Origin of the sequence: Streptomyces sp. NPDC091682 (genome assembly GCF_044756625.1) — a bacterium.
GTDB lineage: Bacteria > Actinomycetota > Actinomycetes > Streptomycetales > Streptomycetaceae > Streptomyces.
This window is the reverse complement of sequence record NZ_JBIVTH010000024.1, coordinates 12,955-30,442: the sequence shown is the minus strand read 5'-3', so window position 1 is coordinate 30,442 and position 17,488 is coordinate 12,955. Positions and strand designations below refer to the sequence as shown.

The 17,488-nt window shown below is 71.6% G+C and carries 14 protein-coding genes; 4 read left to right on the top strand and 10 right to left on the bottom strand.

Going from position 1 to position 17,488, the window contains the following annotated elements; all coding sequences use genetic code 11:
* The first annotated feature begins 318 nt into the window (after positions 1 to 318).
* Together ACIQK6_RS36040 and ACIQK6_RS36035 are read left to right on the top strand one after the other, a co-directional pair.
* Positions 319 to 2,844 (top strand): ATP-dependent Clp protease ATP-binding subunit, encoded by a 2,526-nt coding sequence (locus ACIQK6_RS36040; RefSeq protein ID WP_329099804.1) that lies wholly within the window; start codon positions 319 to 321, stop codon positions 2,842 to 2,844.
* A gap of 595 nt (positions 2,845 to 3,439) precedes the next feature.
* On the top strand, positions 3,440 to 4,024 hold the full coding sequence (locus ACIQK6_RS36035; RefSeq protein ID WP_402696739.1) for a M23 family metallopeptidase: 585 nt from the start codon (positions 3,440 to 3,442) through the stop codon (positions 4,022 to 4,024).
* A 61-nt stretch (positions 4,025 to 4,085) separates the two neighbouring features.
* Here the strand turns inward: ACIQK6_RS36035 and ACIQK6_RS36030 are convergent, their stop codons facing one another.
* The 7 genes from ACIQK6_RS36030 to ACIQK6_RS36000 all read right to left on the bottom strand — a co-directional run bounded on the left by ACIQK6_RS36030 (position 4,086) and on the right by ACIQK6_RS36000 (position 10,595).
* The gene (locus ACIQK6_RS36030) at positions 4,086 to 5,411 is read right to left on the bottom strand and encodes a LamG-like jellyroll fold domain-containing protein (protein ID WP_402696737.1); all 1,326 of its coding nucleotides are present in this window, start codon (positions 5,409 to 5,411) and stop codon (positions 4,086 to 4,088) included.
* A gap of 80 nt (positions 5,412 to 5,491) precedes the next feature.
* Positions 5,492 to 6,808, bottom strand: coding sequence for a two-component system sensor histidine kinase CseC (gene cseC / locus ACIQK6_RS36025; RefSeq protein ID WP_329099801.1), 1,317 nt, complete (start codon positions 6,806 to 6,808; stop codon positions 5,492 to 5,494).
* Positions 6,805 to 7,518 carry a two-component system response regulator CseB gene (gene cseB, locus ACIQK6_RS36020; protein ID WP_329099800.1) on the bottom strand — a complete coding sequence of 238 codons (714 nt, stop codon included), beginning with the start codon at positions 7,516 to 7,518 and terminating at the stop codon, positions 6,805 to 6,807. The genes cseC and cseB overlap by 4 nt, the downstream gene beginning before the upstream one ends.
* A gap of 39 nt (positions 7,519 to 7,557) precedes the next feature.
* On the bottom strand, positions 7,558 to 8,190 hold the full coding sequence (locus ACIQK6_RS36015) for a hypothetical protein (RefSeq protein WP_329107742.1): 633 nt from the start codon (positions 8,188 to 8,190) through the stop codon (positions 7,558 to 7,560).
* A 35-nt stretch (positions 8,191 to 8,225) separates the two neighbouring features.
* Positions 8,226 to 8,786 (bottom strand): SigE family RNA polymerase sigma factor, encoded by a 561-nt coding sequence (locus tag ACIQK6_RS36010; protein WP_030010715.1) that lies wholly within the window; start codon positions 8,784 to 8,786, stop codon positions 8,226 to 8,228.
* Positions 8,787 to 8,970: 184 nt separating this feature from the next.
* Entirely contained in the window at positions 8,971 to 9,948 is a 978-nt protein-coding gene (locus ACIQK6_RS36005) for an A/G-specific adenine glycosylase (RefSeq protein WP_402696735.1), read from the bottom strand.
* Positions 9,945 to 10,595, bottom strand: a complete 651-nt coding sequence (locus ACIQK6_RS36000) for a phosphatase PAP2 family protein (protein ID WP_329099798.1) — start codon at positions 10,593 to 10,595, stop codon at positions 9,945 to 9,947. The genes ACIQK6_RS36005 and ACIQK6_RS36000 overlap by 4 nt, the downstream gene beginning before the upstream one ends.
* 223 nt (positions 10,596 to 10,818) lie before the next feature.
* Here ACIQK6_RS36000 and ACIQK6_RS35995 point away from each other — a divergent pair, with 223 nt between their 5' ends.
* On the top strand, positions 10,819 to 11,568 hold the full coding sequence (locus ACIQK6_RS35995) for a hypothetical protein (protein ID WP_402696732.1): 750 nt from the start codon (positions 10,819 to 10,821) through the stop codon (positions 11,566 to 11,568).
* 146 nt (positions 11,569 to 11,714) lie between these two features.
* Here the strand turns inward: ACIQK6_RS35995 and disA are convergent, their stop codons facing one another.
* Both disA and radA read right to left on the bottom strand, forming a co-directional pair.
* Positions 11,715 to 12,839, bottom strand: coding sequence for a DNA integrity scanning diadenylate cyclase DisA (gene disA / locus ACIQK6_RS35990; RefSeq protein ID WP_266603467.1), 1,125 nt, complete (start codon positions 12,837 to 12,839; stop codon positions 11,715 to 11,717).
* Positions 12,840 to 13,137: 298 nt separating this feature from the next.
* The gene (gene radA / locus ACIQK6_RS35985) at positions 13,138 to 14,550 is read right to left on the bottom strand and encodes a DNA repair protein RadA (RefSeq protein ID WP_329099796.1); all 1,413 of its coding nucleotides are present in this window, start codon (positions 14,548 to 14,550) and stop codon (positions 13,138 to 13,140) included.
* Positions 14,551 to 14,765: 215 nt separating this feature from the next.
* Between radA and ACIQK6_RS35980 the strand changes: the two genes are divergently transcribed.
* Entirely contained in the window at positions 14,766 to 16,541 is a 1,776-nt protein-coding gene (locus tag ACIQK6_RS35980; RefSeq protein WP_329099795.1) for a BACON domain-containing protein, read from the top strand.
* A 28-nt stretch (positions 16,542 to 16,569) separates the two neighbouring features.
* On the opposite strand, the gene ACIQK6_RS35975 is transcribed toward ACIQK6_RS35980, so the two are convergent.
* Complete coding sequence (locus ACIQK6_RS35975) at positions 16,570 to 17,442, bottom strand: hypothetical protein (protein ID WP_402696729.1); 873 nt, start codon at positions 17,440 to 17,442, stop codon at positions 16,570 to 16,572.
* Between the last annotated feature and the right edge of the window lie 46 nt (positions 17,443 to 17,488).

Sequence of the window (17,488 nt, the reverse complement as noted above, 5' to 3'; positions counted from 1 at the left end):
GGCGCCCGCATGGAGTGTCAGTCCTTACGGGTAAGACATTCCTAGTGGATCGGGGCGACACGCTGATTTGACGGGCATCCGTTCGCCGTCGGCGTACACGCATGACGGGTATCTGCCTGGCCTGCGGGAACATCGTCTCGCACCATCGAGTTGGAGCAGTTGTCGGCTCTTCAAGCCGGTTTTCCCGCTGATGCAGGGGTGAGCCGCGGACGGATGTCGGCAGTTGGAATGAGCTGTCCCGCCCCGCGGGACTAGCATGCGGAAGGACAGGCGGGGACCGACCCCGAACTGCCCGACCGCTCTGAGGAGCGATAAACGATGTTCGAGAGGTTCACCGACCGCGCGCGGCGGGTTGTCGTCCTGGCTCAGGAAGAAGCCCGGATGCTCAACCACAACTACATCGGCACCGAGCACATCCTCCTGGGCTTGATCCACGAGGGTGAGGGTGTCGCCGCTAAGGCCCTGGAGAGCCTCGGGATTTCGCTCGAGGCTGTTCGCCAGCAGGTTGAGGAGATCATCGGTCAGGGGCAGCAGGCCCCGTCCGGCCACATCCCCTTCACCCCGCGGGCGAAGAAGGTCCTGGAGCTGTCGCTCCGAGAGGCCCTCCAGCTCGGCCACAACTACATCGGCACCGAGCACATCCTGCTCGGCCTGATCCGCGAGGGCGAGGGCGTCGCCGCCCAGGTCCTCGTGAAGCTGGGCGCCGATCTCAACCGAGTCCGGCAGCAGGTCATCCAGCTGCTCTCCGGCTACACCGGTGGAGGCAAGGAGTCGGCCACGGCCGGCGGCCCGGCCGAGGGCACGCCCTCGACCTCGCTCGTCCTGGACCAGTTCGGCCGCAACCTCACCCAGGCTGCTCGCGAATCCAAGCTCGACCCGGTCATCGGGCGCGAGAAGGAGATCGAGCGGGTCATGCAGGTGCTGTCCCGCCGTACGAAGAACAACCCGGTCCTCATCGGCGAGCCTGGCGTCGGCAAGACCGCCGTCGTCGAGGGCCTGGCCCAGGCGATCGTCAAGGGCGAGGTTCCCGAGACGCTCAAGGACAAGCACCTCTACACGCTTGACCTCGGCGCCCTGGTCGCCGGTTCCCGCTACCGCGGTGACTTCGAGGAGCGCCTGAAGAAGGTGCTCAAGGAGATCCGCACCCGCGGCGACATCATCCTGTTCATCGACGAGCTCCACACCCTCGTGGGTGCGGGCGCCGCCGAGGGCGCGATCGACGCCGCCAGCATCCTCAAGCCCATGCTGGCCCGTGGTGAGCTCCAGACCATCGGTGCCACGACGCTCGACGAGTACCGCAAGCACCTCGAGAAGGACGCGGCCCTCGAGCGCCGCTTCCAGCCGATCCAGGTGGCGGAGCCTTCCCTCCCCCACACGATCGAGATCCTCAAGGGCCTGCGCGACCGCTACGAGGCCCACCACCGCGTCTCCATCACGGACGAGGCCCTCGTCCAGGCGGCGACGCTGGCGGACCGGTACATCTCGGACCGCTTCCTCCCGGACAAGGCGATCGACCTGATCGACGAGGCCGGCTCCCGGATGCGCATCCGCCGGATGACCGCGCCGCCGGACCTCCGCGAGTTCGACGAGAAGATCGCGGGCGTGCGCCGCGACAAGGAGTCGGCCATCGACTCCCAGGACTTCGAGAAGGCGGCTTCTCTCCGTGACAAGGAGAAGCAGCTGCTGGCGGCGAAGACCAAGCGCGAGAAGGAATGGAAGGCCGGCGACATGGACGTCGTCGCCGAGGTCGACGGCGAGCTCATCGCCGAAGTCCTCGCGACCGCGACCGGCATTCCCGTCTTCAAGCTCACCGAGGAGGAGTCCTCGCGACTGCTCCGCATGGAAGACGAGCTCCACCGTCGGGTCATCGGTCAGAAGGACGCCATCAAGGCGCTCTCTCAGGCGATCCGCCGTACCCGTGCGGGTCTGAAGGACCCGAAGCGCCCGGGTGGCTCGTTCATCTTCGCCGGTCCGTCCGGTGTCGGTAAGACCGAGCTCTCCAAGACGCTCGCCGAATTCCTCTTCGGTGACGAGGACGCGCTGATCTCCCTCGACATGTCGGAGTTCAGTGAGAAGCACACGGTTTCCCGCCTCTTCGGTTCGCCCCCCGGCTACGTGGGCTACGAAGAGGGCGGCCAGCTCACCGAGAAGGTGCGCCGCAAGCCGTTCTCCGTCGTTCTCTTCGACGAGGTCGAGAAGGCCCACCCGGATATCTTCAATTCCCTTCTCCAGATCCTGGAGGACGGTCGTCTGACCGACTCCCAGGGCCGGGTCGTGGACTTCAAGAACACGGTCATCATCATGACGACCAACCTGGGTACCCGGGACATCTCGAAGGGCTTCAACCTGGGCTTCGCGGCGCAGGGTGACACGAAAAGCGGCTACGAGCGGATGAAGGCCAAGGTCAACGAAGAGCTCAAGCAGCACTTCCGGCCCGAGTTCCTCAACCGTGTCGACGACACGGTCGTCTTCCACCAGCTCACCGAGGAAGACATCATCCAGATCGTCGACCTCATGATCGCCAAGGTCGACGAGCGCCTGAAGGACCGCGACATGGGCATCGAGCTGAGCGGCGACGCGAAGCTCCTGCTCGCCAAGCGCGGCTACGACCCGATCCTGGGTGCCCGGCCGCTGCGCCGGACCATCCAGCGCGAGATCGAGGACATCCTGTCGGAGAAGATCCTCTTCGGCGAGCTGCGTCCCGGTCACATCGTGGTCGTCGGCAAGGAGGGTGAGGGCGAAGACGCCAAGTTCACCTTCCGCGGCGAGGAGAAGTCGGCCCTGCCCGACCTCCCCCCGATCGAGGCCACGGGCTCCGGCCCGGACCTGTCGAAGGGCGCGTGACCCTCACGGGGCGCTAGGAGTACGAAGGGGCGGCCCCGGGACTGAGAAGTCCCGGGGCCGCCCCTTTTCCGTGTCCCGCTCCCAGGCCGAAGCCGGTGAGGGTGCTGTGGCGCCGGGCCGGTTGCTGCGGGGAGCAGGACTCGAAGGCGGCCCTCCTGGCCCTCCTGGCGCTCCGGGCCGCCGGGCCAAGGCCCGTGGATCCGGGGCGGACGGTCTCGACGCCGGGGAGGTCAGGTCACCCAGCGCCTGCAGGGCGCCGCGGGTCCGGCCCCACGGGCACGAAACCCCTAGTGACCTGGGTCGCAAACGGTCCTGGCCCCGGTGACAAGCCGCACAGGACAAAACGGACGTACTAGGCCGTTTCGTAGATCGAAAACGCCCTGTCGCGGGACCTTCGTCCCTGGAAGGGGCCGTCAACGGGGCGCGTCACACGGGCGCCGCTACGAGTTCCGCTAGTAATCGGGACATTTGGGGAAGTCCCGGGGCACGGGTTACCAAAGATGAGCCAGCCCGGCACTCGCTCGATCGTGCCGGGTCACTTCATGCCTCTGAGAGGCGTGAAACCCCCCTTGTCCCCGGCCCCGGAGGTCTGCACATGTTCGCGAAGCGCGTCTACACCCGTCGTACCCGTATCGCTGTCGGCACCACCGCTCTCGGTGCCGTGCTGGCCCTCGGGGCGGGCACGACCGCCGCGTTCGCAGACGCCCCGCAGGCCGCCCCCGCCGCCAAGGCCGCCGGTGCCGCGGGCGCCTCGAAGACCGGTCTCTGGGACAAGCCGCTGGAGAAGTACACGCTGTCCGCAACCTTCGGCAAGGGCGGCAACATGTGGTCCCACAAGCACTCCGGCCAGGACTTCGCCGTCCCGGTCGGCACCCCGGTCAAGGCCGCGGCCGCCGGTACCGTCGTCAAGGCGGGCCCGAACGGTGGCGGCGACGGCCCCGCGTACGGCAACGCCATCGTGATCAAGCACGCGAACAACACGTACTCGCAGTACGCGCACCTCTCGAAGATCCAGGTCAAGATCGGCCAGAAGGTCAACGCCTCGCAGCGGATCGCCCTGTCCGGCAACACCGGCAACTCCAGCGGCCCGCACCTGCACTTCGAGATCCGCACCACCCCGAACTACGGCTCGGCCGTCAACCCGGTCGCCTTCCTGCGCACCAACGGCGTCACCGTCTGACCCGTCCCGACCGCAGCACCCGCAGCACCCGTCGTACCGGCCGACCCGCCCTGCTCACCGATCAGGTGAGCAGCCAGGCATGGGTCGGCTTCGGCGATGGTTCGAGCTTCCCCTCCTTGTACCCGGCGGCCTGCTCCTCCGTGAAGGCCATGTCGTAGGTCTTGATGCTGTGCAGGGTGCCCTGCCACGGACCGGTCCAGATGTCGTGGTGCTTGGACCGGCCGAGCTGGAGCGGACCCGGGGCCTGCCAGATGGGCGGCACCGGGGTCTCCCCGGCCTTCTTGCCGTCCACGTACAGGGCTATCGCCTTCTTCTCGGCGTCGTAGGTGGCCATCAGCAGCGTGGGCGTCTTCACCATGCTGAGCCCCTCGGCGGCGACCGTCCGCGTGGTGGCCGCGGCGCCCTTGTCGCCCGTCTGCACGCGGAAGATCCAGGCCTGCTTGCCGTTCACCTCGTTCACGCCCAGCTCGAAGGAGAACGACTCCCCGTCACCCTGGCTCATGATGATCCGGGAGCCCTTGGCGGCGGAGTTGTAGGCGCGGGCCGTGACGGTGAAGCTCTTGGTCACGTCCACGACCGGTTCGGCGGACTGCCCCCACGAGTTCCCGTTGCCCTTGCCGATGACCTGGAAGCGCTTGCCCCGCGGGCCGACCTTGAGGTCGGGGCCGAGCCGGATCCCCATGCTGCCGTAGCTGTCGCGCAGCAGCGTGTCGTCGCCCGCGACGGTCGCGGTGTAGGCGGCGGGCCCCTTCGAATCATCCGGCTCGGGCGAGGCGGAGGCCGAGTTCGCGGGCTGGGCGTCCTGTCGGTCCTCGTCGCCGCCCAGCAGGAAGAACGTTCCACCGCCGGCCAGCAGCGCGAGCACGATCACCCCGCCGCCCAGCGTCCACAGCCGCTTCTTGCGCCGCTCGGCCGCGGAGCGGTCGGCCATGGCCTCCCAGTCCGGCTGCTGCGAAGCGCCGGGCAGGTCCGGACCGGCCAGCCTCGTGAATCCCGGCTGGGCCGGGGGCGGAGCCCACTGACCGCCTCCCGCGTCCTGCTGGTAGCCCCCCGGGTCCGGTGCGTAGCCCCCCGGGTCCTGCTGGTAACCGCCCCCCGGGTTTTGCTGGTAACCGCCTCCCGCGTCCTGCTGGTAGCCCCCCGGGTCCGGTGCGTAGCCCCCCGGGTCCTGCTGGTAACCGCCTCCCGCGTCCTGTGGGTGGCCGCCTCCCGGGTCCTGCTGGTAAGGGTTCGGCTGCTGCCCCGTTTGCGGGTAGCCGTAGCCGGCGGACGGGGTCGGGTAGCCGTAGCCGCCCTGCGCGGGCGGTCCCGGCGGGAACCCGTATCCGCCGCTCCCGGGGGCGGGCTCGGGCTGCGGGTGGCTCGGGGGATTCGTACCGTCGGTCATGCCACGGATGCTAAGTCACGGACTCCCGGGCGGATACCGCCCGGTACCCGTCGCGCCCGACCCGCCCGACCCGCCCCGGTTCAGTCCTGCGGCAGTTTGAGGATCGGGAAGCTGCCCGTCGTCGTCGGCGCGTGCTCCGGAAGCCACAGGACCGCCACCGCGCCCGCCGCCGCCCCCTCACGCTCCGAGCCGCCCCGGGCGGCCACGTTACGGAAGGTCAGCCGGGCGCCCAGCACCCGCGCCTGGCCCTCCGCAATGGTCAGCCCCAGCCCGTGCCCCACACCCGCGCGGTCCGTGGACCCGGTGCGGAAGCGGCTCGGCCCCTCGCGCAGCAACGCCTCGGGGAAGCCCGGCCCGTGGTCGCGTACCCGTACGACCCGTCCCTCGACGTCGACCTGGATCGGCGGCTGCCCGTACCGCGCGGCATTGGCCAGCAGGTTCCCCAGGATCCGCTCCAGGCGGCGCGGATCGGTGCTGACGATCTCGTCCGCGACGACCCGTACGGTCGCCTCCGGCATCAGCGACGCCACCCGCCGGCTCACGAACTCGCCCAGCGCCACGTCCTGGAGCTCCGCCCGTTCCGACGCACTGTCCAGCCGGGCCACCTCCAGCACGTCCTCCACCAGCGCGCGCAGGGCCTGGGCCCGGTCCCGCACCAGCTCCGTCGGCCGCCCCGGAGGCAGCAGTTCCGCCGCCGTGAGCAGGCCCGTCACCGGAGTCCGCAGTTCGTGCGCGATGTCCGCGGTCACCCGCCGCTCGGCCTCCAGCCGTTGCTGGAGGGCGTCCGCCATGGCGTCCACGGCCCGCGCGAGGTCGTCCGTCTCGTCCCGCACGACACCGCCGACCGCATCCCGTACGCGGACGTCGGGATCGCCGTGCGCCACCCGCTGCGCGGCGGCCGCGGCCTTGCGCAGCCGGCGCGAGATCTGCCCGCCGATGAGCACGCCGAGCGCCGAGCCGCCGATCACGGCGGACAACCCGCCGATGACCAGGGCCCGGTCCAGGTCGGGGATCAGATTGGCGCCCTCACGGAACGGCGTGTGCAGCGACAGGACCTGCCCGTTCCCGAGCGGTACGGCGGCCCACACCTCGGCCGCCCCGCGCGGGCGCTCCTGGATGTAGGTCCCGCGCCGTCCCGACTGCGCCTTGTGCCGCAGTTCGGCGGGCAGTTCGGGGTCGTTGACCTTGGCGCCCATGGGAGGCTTGCGCCCGGCGTCGGCATTGCGCGAGATGAACTGCACGCGGTCCAGCTGTACTTCGCGGGCGCTCTCCAGCATCGACACGCGGGCAGCACTGTGCACCACCAGGCTCAGGGCGATCGTGACGAGGGCGCCCACGGAGGCGATGGCGACGGTGATCTTCCAGCGGATCCCCGTGCGCAGGGTGAACCGCCTCATGCTTTGAGCTTGTATCCGAAGCCCCGGACCGTTTCGATCCGGTCCTGGCCGATCTTGGTGCGCAGCCGCTGGACGTGGACGTCCACGACGCGGGTGTCGCCGCCCCAGTCGTAGTCCCAGACCCGCTCCAGCAGGCGGTCGCGCGACAGCACGGTGCCGGGTGCGGAGGAGAACTCCAGCAGCAGCCGCATCTCGGTCGGGGTCAGGGCCACCGCGGCGCCCGCCCGGCGGACCTCCATGCCCTCGGTGTCCACCTCCAGGTCACCGAAGGAGAGCACCCCGCGCTCGGGGTCCGAGCCGTTGTCGCCCGCGTTCGTTCCGCCGTTCTGCGGGCCGCCGGAGTGGTCGAAGCGGCGCAGCACCGCGCGGATCCGGGCCACGAGCACGGATCCGTCGAAGGGCTTGGTGACGTAGTCGTCGGCGCCCGCCTCCAGGCCCAGCACCACGTCGATGGAGTCGGCGCGCGCGGAAAGCATGATCACCGGGACGGTGGACTCGTCGCGGATGCGGCGGCACAGGCTCACGCCGTCCATGCCCGGGACCATCACGTCCAGCAGGGCGATGTCGGGCCGGTTCGCGCGGAAGGACTCCAGTCCGGACAAGCCGTCGGGCATGGCCGTGACCACGAACCCGTCGCGCTCCAGCGCCAGGGTCGTGGCCTCACGGATGACGTCGTCGTCCTCCACGAACAGGACATGGGTCTCGGCCATGCGGGAGCCTCGCCTCGGTTCTTCTGTGCTCGGTCGTGCTCAGTTCTTCTGACTCGTGACCGGGGCGGGCTGGACGCCGCCGTCGACCACGTTGCTGTACTCCGAGTGAACTCGGTCCTGCTCGGCGAACCCCTCCCCGTTCCAGCGGTACGTGATCACGTCCTCGCCCGACGGATAGGCGAGCGTGTCGCTCTTTCCGTAGACCTGCTTCGTGACCACCAGGTCGCCCCGGTCGATCTCCGCGTAGACGGGTGGCTGCTCGTCCGCGAACACATTCTCGTACGTCGTTCCGTCCGACCGGTACACGTAGGTTCCGCGACCCAGGGCGTCGGCGCAGGACAGGACGTTCACCACGATGTCCACGACGGGGCCGCCGGTGATCTTCCCGTAGCTCACGTCCACCGGGTACTCCTTGCCCGAGCAGGGCTTGAGGTCCCGTTTGACCTCGGTGCTGACCTTGGGGTCCTTCATCAGCAGCGTGACGGGGTCGACCTTCTTCAGCGGCCGGCCGGACGCGCCCGAGACGGAGTCCTCGGGCGCGGGCCCCGAGGGCGTGGCCTTGGCCACGGCTTCGGTGCGGGCCGGGCCGCCGTCGCGCAGGCCGGTGCCGCCCGTGGCGCACCCGACCGCGAACACGGCTGTGCCGACGAGGACGACCGCCCCCGCCGACATCAGCACCAGAGAACTTCCGGACAAACCTTGGCCGTTCAGGCCGCGCACCGCTCACGCCCCTCGTACCGCATGGTGTGGTCACCGCGCTCCAGCGCACGCATGTCCAGATCCCGGCTCTCCAGCTCCTGCCGAAGACGGGCCAGCGCGCGGTGCAGAGTGCTCTTCACGGTTCCCGCCGACATTCCGAGCGCCGCGGCCGTTTCCTCGGTGCTCATCTGCTCCCAGTGTCGCAGCACGACCACGCTGCGCTGCTTGGGAGCGAGAACCTTGAGGATGTCCATGAGGAGGGCGCGGTCGGCGCGCTGGTCGGAGCCGTCCTCGACGGAGGCGTCGGGGAGCTGCTCGGTGGGGACCTCTTCGAGCTTGCGGGCGCGCCACCACTCCGTACGGGTGTTGATCATGACCCGGCGCAGGTAGGCGTCGGCCAGGGACTTGTCGGCGATGCCGTCCCAGCGGCCGTAGGTGCGTACGAGCGCGGTCTGCAGGAGGTCCTGGGCGTCGGTGGGGTCCGGGACCAGGCGCCGGGCGCTGCGCAGCAGCGCGTCCTGCCGAGTGCGTACGTACTCCTCGAATCCGAGTACCTCGCCGTGCGCCATCTCAGACCGCCTCCACCCGTTCAACCGCTCATCCCCGTGTCCTACGGATTCGAAGGTACGGAGGGGTTGTCACGGGCCTGTGCGAGCCAGCCTTCGGTGGGCGCACGGACACCCATAGGTTGTGTAACAACCGCCGTGAGCTGCGGTTTCCCGGCAACAAGCGGAATCTCAGAGTCAGTTTTGGTCAGGGCCGCGGGACGGTCCGCAGAACGCTCTGGGGGGCGCCCTGGGGAGCACTCTGGGGCAGGGCCTGCGGGAGCCGGTAGAAGCCTCCGGCCAAGGGCTCCACCAGCCCGTCGGCCACCAGCCCGTCCAGCGCCCGGGCCCGCTGCACCGGCTCGTCCCAGACCGTGTCGAGCACCGCCTGCGGAACCGCGCCCACCGCCTCCCTGAGCACGGCGAGGAGCTTGCCCCGCACCTGCCGGTCGGTGCCCGCGTACGTCTGCCCGCGCCGCGGTGGACCCTCGTGCGCCGGCTTCCCGGCGAGCCGCCACGCGCACAGCCCGGCCACCGGACAGCGCGCGCAGTCGGGGCTCTTGGCGGTGCACACCAGCGCCCCGAGCTCCATCGAGGCCGCCGCCCAGCGGGCCGCGGTGCCCTCGTCCTCGGGCAGCAGGGCCCGGGCGAGGCGCCGTTCGGCGGCGGTCGTCGCGTTCGGCGGGTACTCGACCCCGGTCGTGGTGCGCGCGAAGACCCGGCGGACGTTCGTGTCGAGGACGGCGTGCCGCTGCCCGTACGCGAAGGAGGCCACGGCCGCCGCCGTGTACTCGCCGATCCCGGGCAGCGCCATCAGCTGTGCGTGGTCCTGCGGTACGTCGCCGCCGTGCCGGTCCGTTATCGCCACGGCCGCGCCGTGCAGCCGCAGCGCGCGGCGCGGGTAGCCGAGCCGGCCCCAGGCCCGTACGGCTTCGCCGGGGGCCTCGGTGGCCAGGTCCGCGGGGCGGGGCCACCGGGCGAGCCACTGCTCGTAGACCGGCAGGACCCGGCTGACGGGCGTCTGCTGGAGCATGAACTCGCTGACCATGACCCCCCAGGGGCCGGCCTCGGGGCGGCGCCAGGGCAGGTCGCGGGCGTGCTCGTCGAACCACGCGATCACGGGGGAGTGCAGCGCGTGGGAGGAGTCGGGGGATGCGGCCGTGGAGGAAGCGGGAGATGCAGTCATGGCAGACGGCATCCTGGCACGTTTCCCCTCCCGCGGCGCGCCGGACCGCGATCGGTGAACCAGATGACGGCCGGGATGCCGCCCGCCCGGGCGGCGGTGACGACCGCACCCGTCGGACCGGCGAGCGCGAGGACGGCGAGGGCGGCGACCGAACCGCCGAGCAGCAGGCCGAACGCCACGTCGTGCGGGTGGTGCACGCCGACGAAGACCCGGGAGAAGGCCATCAGCAGCGCGAGCGGCACGGTCAGCGGCGCGAGCCGGCGCACCGCCAGGGCCAGCGCCACGGTGGCTGCGCCCGCGAGGGCCGCGTGGTTGCTGGGGAACGACCCGTCACCGGGCCCCGGGCACGGCACCAGCGGGGCCGCGGCTCCGACGACGGCCCGGCAGGGCCGCTCCTCGTCCACCGCGTACTTCACGAACTCCGACGCGCCGTACGCCACGGCCGTCGCCACTGGCGCGAGCAGGGCCAGCGCCACCAGACGGGCGCCCCGGCCGCGCGAGCGCCACCAGACGGCCGCGAACAGCACCCCGAAGAGGAGCAGCCCGTACGTCGTCCAGATCTCGAAGGCCGATTGCACCCATGAGGGTGTCCGGTGGGCGAAATCGGTGATGGCGCGGTAGGGGCCGGAGCCGTCGGAGCTGTCCATGCTCACCGAACGTACTCAAGGCGGACTAATCTCCACATCAACCCTTTGGCCAGATCTCGACGCCCCCGATTGCGCCCGCAGGATGATCATCGGCAAATCAAGTCCTCTGTGCGGCATGTGGGGCACTGATCGGGTCGCGAACTCTCGTAAGGTTCCGTCCGTGGGATCTCTGCGCAATCCGGTCGGGCCGCTCCCCTCCTCCATCTACTGGCGACGGAGGGCTGTGCTGGCTTCCGTTGTCGCGCTCCTCGCGCTCCTCGCCGTATGGACCGTCAGTTCCGGTGGGGGGAGGACGAGTACGAACGGAAAGGGCCAGGGCGGCCCCGACCCCGTCACCTCGATCACCCCGGGTCCGGCCGGTACCGGCCCCGCGATCAGTGCGGCCCCCGGTGGGCGCCCCGAGTCGGGCAGCGGCGGCAACAGCGGCTCCGGGGGCGGCTCCACCGGCGGCGGGGGCAAGAACGGCGAACCGGGCGGCGGCACGGGCTCGAACGGCAGCTCAGGTTCCGGTTCCGGGTCCGGTGGCGCCGCGGGCGGCCCGGCCCCGGTCCCGGCGGACTCCCCGCTCCCCACGTGCGCGCCGGGTGCGCTGCAGTGGGAGGTCAAGAGCGTGAAGAACGAGTACGAGGCGAACGAGAAGCCGCGCCTGGAACTGGTCGCCCGCAACACCTCAGGAACCACCTGCAAGATCGACCTCGGCCCGAAGCAGGCCGTCCTGACCATCCTCCAGGCGAGCAGCAGCAAGGCGGTCTGGTCCTCGGCGGACTGCCCGGCGGGCGCGGGCAACGCCTTCTTCCGCCTCCCGGCGCAGGGCGAGACGAAGCAGTCGCTGGACTGGGACCGCAGGTTCAGCGCGGCCGACCAGTGCCAGACGCCTCCGGCGGGGTCCGCCGCACCCGACACCTACGTGGTCGAGGTCAAGGCTCCCGGCATGCCGGTGGCCCGCACCTCGTTCGTCCTCAAGCAGGACTAGCCTCTTCCGGCAGCGGCGCACACACTCCCGGCCCCGCCGGCGCTTCAGGCGCGGGGTCCGGGGCGGCGCCCCAGCAATGGCGCGCACGCCGAACGGGCAGCGGAACGAGGGCGGTCGGCCGAGCGAAGCCGCAGGCTGAACGCAGGCTAGACGTACCGCTCCAGGATCGACGACTCCGCCAGCCGGGACAGGCCCTCGCGGACGCTCCGCGCACGGGCCTCGCCCACCCCGTCCACCGTCTGCAGGTCGTCGACGCTGGCCGCGAGCAGCTTCTGCAGTCCGCCGAAGTGCTCCACGAGCCGCTCGATGATCGCGCCGGGCAGCCGCGGCACCTTCGCCAGCAGCCGGTACCCGCGCGGCGACACCGCCGAGTCCAGCGTCTCCGGCGAGCCCGTGTACCCCAGTGCCCGCGCCACGATCGGCAGCTCCAGGAGCTCCGGATGCGTCAGCGCGTCCAGCTCCGCCAGCGCCTCGTCCACCGTGCGGGAACGCTTCGCCGTCGGTTCCGGCACGTAGTCGCGGATGACGAGCTCACGCTCCTGCTCGATCCCGACCGTCAGCTCGTCCAGTTGCAGCGACAGCAGTCGCCCGTCCGTGCCCAGTTCGACCACGTACTCGGCGATCTCGGTCGCGATCCGGCGGACCATTTCCAGCCGCTGCGCGACCGCCGTCACGTCGCGCACCGTGACCAGGTCCTCGATCTCGAGCGCCGACAGCGTGCCCGCGACCTCGTCGAGGCGCAGCTTGTACCGCTCCAGCGTGGCCAGTGCCTGGTTCGCCCGCGACAGGATCGCCCCGGACTCCTCCAGGACCCGCCGCTCCCCGTCCACGTACAGCGCGATCAGTCGCATCGACTGCGACACCGACACCACGGGGAAGCCGCACTGCTTGGAGACGCGGTCGGCCGTACGGTGGCGCGTGCCCGTCTCCTCCGTAGGGATCGACGCGTCCGGCACCAGCTGCACTCCGGCCCGCAGGATCTTGGTGATGTCCTTGTCGAGGATCAGCGCGCCGTCGAGCTTGCACAGCTCGCGCAGCCTGGTCGCGGTGAACTCCACGTCCAGGACGAAGCCGCCGGTGCACATCGCCTCGACGCTCTTGTCCATACCGAGGACGATGAGCCCGCCGGTGTTGCCGCGGACGATCCGCTCCAAGCCGTCGCGCAACGGCTGACCAGGTGCGACCGCGCTCAGCGAGGCGCGCATCATGGCCTCCTGCTTGGAGCTCGCACCCGACTTCCCGGATGCTGCTGCCCCGTCCTTGGCTGCCACTGCACTCCTCCGGTCGCGGGTTGCGCCGCCCAGCGCCGCGGGCACGAGGACGTGCGTACGGCCGGGCGGACCAGCACAAAGTCTACCGGCGCGCGCTACGGCCCCGCCGTGGCTTGGCCAGGTAGGGCCCGGGCGGGGCCCGTGCGGACGCCCTGACCAGGGGATCGTCCCCGGGTCTTCCCCCGGATCTTCCTTCTGGGCCTTCCCTCGGGGCCACCCCCGGGTCCTCCCCCTGGGGCTACCCCGATGGCTTCCACAGGTCTTCTGCAGGTCTTCCGCAGGTCTTTCCCCGGGCCGGCTACTCCGCGGACCGTTCCTTGGCCGGCGTACGCGAGCGGCCGCGCGGCAACACCCTTAGCGCGTCACCCATGTCGGCCACCTCGATGACCTTCATTCCGGCCGGCACCTTCCCCGGGTCCGCCGGGACCAGCGCGTGCGTGAATCCCAGCCGGTGCGCCTCCGCGAGCCGCCGCTGCACGCCGGTCACCCGTCGCACCTCGCCGGCCAGGCCGACCTCACCGATCGCCACGAGGTTCTTCGGCAGCGGGACGTCACTGGCGGCGGAGGCCAGCGCGAGCGCGATCGCCAGGTCGGCGGCCGGCTCGGTGAGCTTCACCCCGCCCACGGTGGCGCTGTAGATGTCGCGCTTGCCGAGCGCCGTGATCCGGCCGCGCTGCTCCAGCACCGCCAGCATCATCGACACGCGCGAGGTCTCCAGGCCCGAGGTCGTGCGCCGGGGGGAGGGGATCTGGGAGTCCACGGTCAGCGCCTGTACTTCGGCGACCAGCGGACGCTTCCCTTCCAGAGTCACCGTCAGGCAGGTGCCCGGAACGGCCTCGGCCCGCCGGGTCAGGAACAGCCCGCTCGGGTCGGCGAGCCCGGTGATCCCCTCGTCGTGCAGCTCGAAGCAGCCGACCTCGTCGGTGGCCCCGTACCGGTTCTTGATGCCGCGCACCAGCCGCAGCCGGGCGTGCCGGTCGCCCTCGAAGCTCAGCACCACGTCGACGAGGTGCTCCAACAGACGGGGACCGGCGATGGCTCCGTCTTTGGTCACGTGGCCGACGAGGAGGGTGGCCATCCCGCGCTCCTTGGAGGCGCGGATCAGCGCTCCGGCGACCTCGCGCACCTGGGCCATGCCGCCGGGCGCACCGTCGATCTCGGGGGAGGCGACGGTCTGTACGGAGTCCAGGATCAGCAGGGAGGGCTTCACGGCGTCGAGATGACCGAGGACGGCGGACAGATCGGTTTCGGCGGCGAGGTAGAGGTGATCGCTGAGGGCGTTGATCCGGTCGGCCCGCAGGCGCACCTGGCTGGCCGACTCCTCGCCGGTCACGTACAGCGTCCGGTGCTCGTCACTGGACGCCTTCGCCGCGACGTCCAGCAGCAGGGTCGACTTGCCGACGCCGGGCTCGCCGGCGAGCAGCACGACGGCACCGGGCACGAGCCCACCGCCGAGGACGCGGTCCAGCTCGTCCACGCCGGTGCTGCGGGCGGTCGCGGTCCGGCCGTCGACCTGCGCGATCGGCAGGGCGGCGGTCGAGACCCGGCCGGCGGCGGTGGTCCGTACGGCGGGCGCGCCCATCTCCTCGACGGTGCCCCAGGCCTGGCATTCGGGACAGCGGCCGAGCCACTTCGCGGTCGTCCAGCCGCAGTCGGTGCAGCGGTAGGACGGACGGTCCTTGGCGGATGAACGAGCGGTGCGGGCAGCCATGCCGTTCACGGTAACCGCCCGCACCGACAGGCCGGACCGGGGTCCCGGTCGGGGGGCGCGGAGGGTGCGGAGGGTGCGGCGGACCGAGGCGGCAGGCCCCGCCGGTCCGACCACGTCAGGGCATGCGTCAGCACCTCACCGATCTGTTCACCCGTAAGGGCTAAAAGTGGCGAAGGCTTCCAAGGCCTTACCAGCGCGCCGCCTACGGTCGCCAGGTGAACAGCAGCAGCCAGGCACACTCCTCAGCGCGCACCGGCGCACACCGGGCGCACGGGCACTCGCCCCACGGGGCCGAGCAGGCGCCGCCGTTCCGGCACGAGCCCTACCTGGACGGCCTGTTCACGTACTGCCTGTCGGTCCTGTGCGACCACGACACCGCGACCGACGTGCTCGGGGACGTCCTCGCCGTGGCCGAGCGGCACCCCGGTCGCTGCCCCGACGAGGGGCACCGGCGCGCCTGGCTGTACGCACTCGCCCGCTGGGGCTGCCTGCACCGGCTGGCCGATCAGCGGCGCGCGCGCCAGGGAGCGCATTCTGCTCGGCGTGCGCCGGCGCATGTTGAGCGTGACCGTGCGCCGGGTGATCCGGGTGATGACATGCCACCCGACCCCGGCCAGGACGCCCATCGGCCCCTTGACGTGAGCGCCTACCGCCGTACGGAGCTGGCCCGGCTCGCCTGGCCCGAAGCCGCCGGCACCACACCCGAGCAGCGCGAGGCCCTCGAACTCGCCGTCCGCCACCGGCTCGGCGTCCCCGAACTCGCCGCCGTCCTCGGCACCCCCGCGGCCGCCGCCCGTGAGCTGCTCTCCGGAGCCGCCTGCGAGGTGGAGCGCACCCGGGCCGCCCTCGCCGTCGTCGAGACCGGCAACTGTCCCGTCGTCTCCCGGCTCACCGGCGACGACGGCGAGGGCGACCGCAACGTCCTGCTCTCCAGCACCCTGCGAGCCGAGCTCGTCCGTCACGTCGACGACTGCCCCCGATGTCGGCGCGTCGCCGAACGCGTGGGCGCCGCGGGCCCCTGGCCCGGCTCCGGCGGCATCAACACCGCCGCGCTCCCCCTCGTACCCGCCCCTCGCACCGCCGTTCACGCCGCGATGGTCCGTTCCGGCCGGGGCCGCGGCCGAGGGCCCGCCCCACGCTTCGACCGCACCGGCTTCCCCATGGACCCGAAGGACCGTGCGGCCCGCCGGGAGCGGCTGCGCGCCCGGGTGGTGACCACCACCGTGGTCGCCACCGTCGTCGCCGCCCCGGTCCTGGCGCTGTGGGCGGCGTACCGGGGCGGACCCGACACCGGCGAGCCCGGCGGCGACGCCACCCGCATCTCCGCCAGCGAGTCCGAGCTCCCGACCGCACGGACCGACGGCCGCCCGCTGACCGCCTACGAGAACACCGGGAACGCGGCCACCACCACCAGTGGACCCGGCTTCGCCCAGAGCGACACCACCTCCGACGTCTCCGTCGAGGTCATCAGCAGCGGCCCGCCCGCGACCCCCGACCACCCCGGCGGTGCCGGCCGCCTCACGGTGGCCGCGTCCGCACAGGGCGCCGTCACCCTGCTCACCCTCACCGCTTCTGGCGGTGCCCCCGTGGACTGGCGGCTCTGGTCCGACGCCCCCTGGCTGCGCGCGAGCCGCACCGCGGGCACGCTGGCCCCAGGAGAATCGGTCACCCTACGGATCACCGTGGACCCGGAGGGCCAGCCGGTCGGCGCCTGGACGGCCCGCGTCGGGGTCGACCCGAGCGGCGCGGTGGTCTCCATCCAGGGCCGCGGCCGCCCCGCAGCGACGCCCGCGCCCACCCCGGACCCGACGCGGCCCGCGACCCCGGAGCCCTCGCCGGACCCGACGCAGCCTTCCACCCCGTCGCCGTCCCCGACGGAGCCGACGATCCCGCCGCCGTCCCCGACGCCCGAGCCGTCCCCGACGGAGGGCTCAGGCGGAACGGTTTCCCCCGCGCCGGACCCGGCCCCGTCGGCATCGCCGGGGCCCTGAGGGGCCCGAGGGGCCTGAGGGGCCTGGGTCAGGCAGGATCCGCGGGGTGCGGGGCCATCGGCAGCAGCGAGGACAGCCGCGCCTCGCACAGCTTCACGAGTTCGGCGTAGCCCTCCTTGCCCATCAGCTCCGTCAGCTCGGGGCGGTACGACACGTACACCGGCTCGCCGGCACCGTGCGCGGAGGTGGCCGACGTGCACCACCAGTGCAGGTCGTGGCCGCCGGGCCCCCAGCCGCGGCGGTCGTACTCACCGATCGACACTTGCAGCACGCGCGTGTCGTCCGGCCGGTCGATCCATTCGTAGGTCCGGCGGATCGGCAGCTGCCAGCAGACGTCGGGCTTGGTCTCCAACGGCTCCCGGCCCTCCTTCACCGCGAGGATGTGGAGCGAGCAGCCCGCCCCGGCGGGGAACCCCGGCCGGTTCAGGAAGATGCACGCGCCGTCCCAGCGGCGGGTCTGCTTCTCCCCGTCGTCGTCGTGCTGCGTCCACCCGCTCTCGCTGCCGACGTCGTGGAACTGCCACAGCTCGGGCGTCAGGCGGGCGACGTGCTGCGCGACGCGCTTCTCGTCGTCCTCGTCGGAGAAGTGCGCGCCGAGCGTGCAGCAGCCGTCGTCGGCCCGGCCCGCCTGGATGCCCTGGCAGCCGCTGCCGAAGATGCAGGTCCAGCGGGAGGTCAGCCAGGTCAGGTCACAGCGGAAGACCTGCTCGTCGTCGGCGGGGTCGGGGAACTCCACCCAGGCCCGGGGGAAGTCGAGCCCCTTCTCGTCGCCCGCGACCGCGGCCTTGTCCCTGCCACCCTTGGCGTTGGCCTTCGCCTTGGCCCTTGCCTTTGCCTTGTCGGTGTCCTTGCCCGCGTCCTTCTGCGACCGGGTCTTGTTGGCCTTCTTCGTATTTGGCACAAACCCAAGCCTATGCGCCCCTTACTCAACCCCCGAGTCTTCCTCG

What these genes read in the sequence shown, in the direction of transcription:
- ACIQK6_RS36015 (WP_329107742.1), bottom strand. Translation starts at nt 8,190, where the DNA reads ATGTCGGCGGGGGCGGTCGTCCTCGTCGGCACAGCCGTGTTCGCGGTC.
- ACIQK6_RS36035 (WP_402696739.1), top strand. Translation starts at nt 3,440, where the DNA reads ATGTTCGCGAAGCGCGTCTACACCCGTCGTACCCGTATCGCTGTCGGC.
- ACIQK6_RS36000 (WP_329099798.1), bottom strand. Translation starts at nt 10,595, where the DNA reads ATGGACAGCTCCGACGGCTCCGGCCCCTACCGCGCCATCACCGATTTC.
- ACIQK6_RS36040 (WP_329099804.1), top strand. Translation starts at nt 319, where the DNA reads ATGTTCGAGAGGTTCACCGACCGCGCGCGGCGGGTTGTCGTCCTGGCT.
- ACIQK6_RS36010 (WP_030010715.1), bottom strand. Translation starts at nt 8,786, where the DNA reads ATGGCGCACGGCGAGGTACTCGGATTCGAGGAGTACGTACGCACTCGG.
- cseC (WP_329099801.1), bottom strand. Translation starts at nt 6,808, where the DNA reads ATGAGGCGGTTCACCCTGCGCACGGGGATCCGCTGGAAGATCACCGTC.
- radA (WP_329099796.1), bottom strand. Translation starts at nt 14,550, where the DNA reads ATGGCTGCCCGCACCGCTCGTTCATCCGCCAAGGACCGTCCGTCCTAC.
- cseB (WP_329099800.1), bottom strand. Translation starts at nt 7,518, where the DNA reads ATGGCCGAGACCCATGTCCTGTTCGTGGAGGACGACGACGTCATCCGT.
- ACIQK6_RS36005 (WP_402696735.1), bottom strand. Translation starts at nt 9,948, where the DNA reads ATGACTGCATCTCCCGCTTCCTCCACGGCCGCATCCCCCGACTCCTCC.
- ACIQK6_RS36030 (WP_402696737.1), bottom strand. Translation starts at nt 5,411, where the DNA reads ATGACCGACGGTACGAATCCCCCGAGCCACCCGCAGCCCGAGCCCGCC.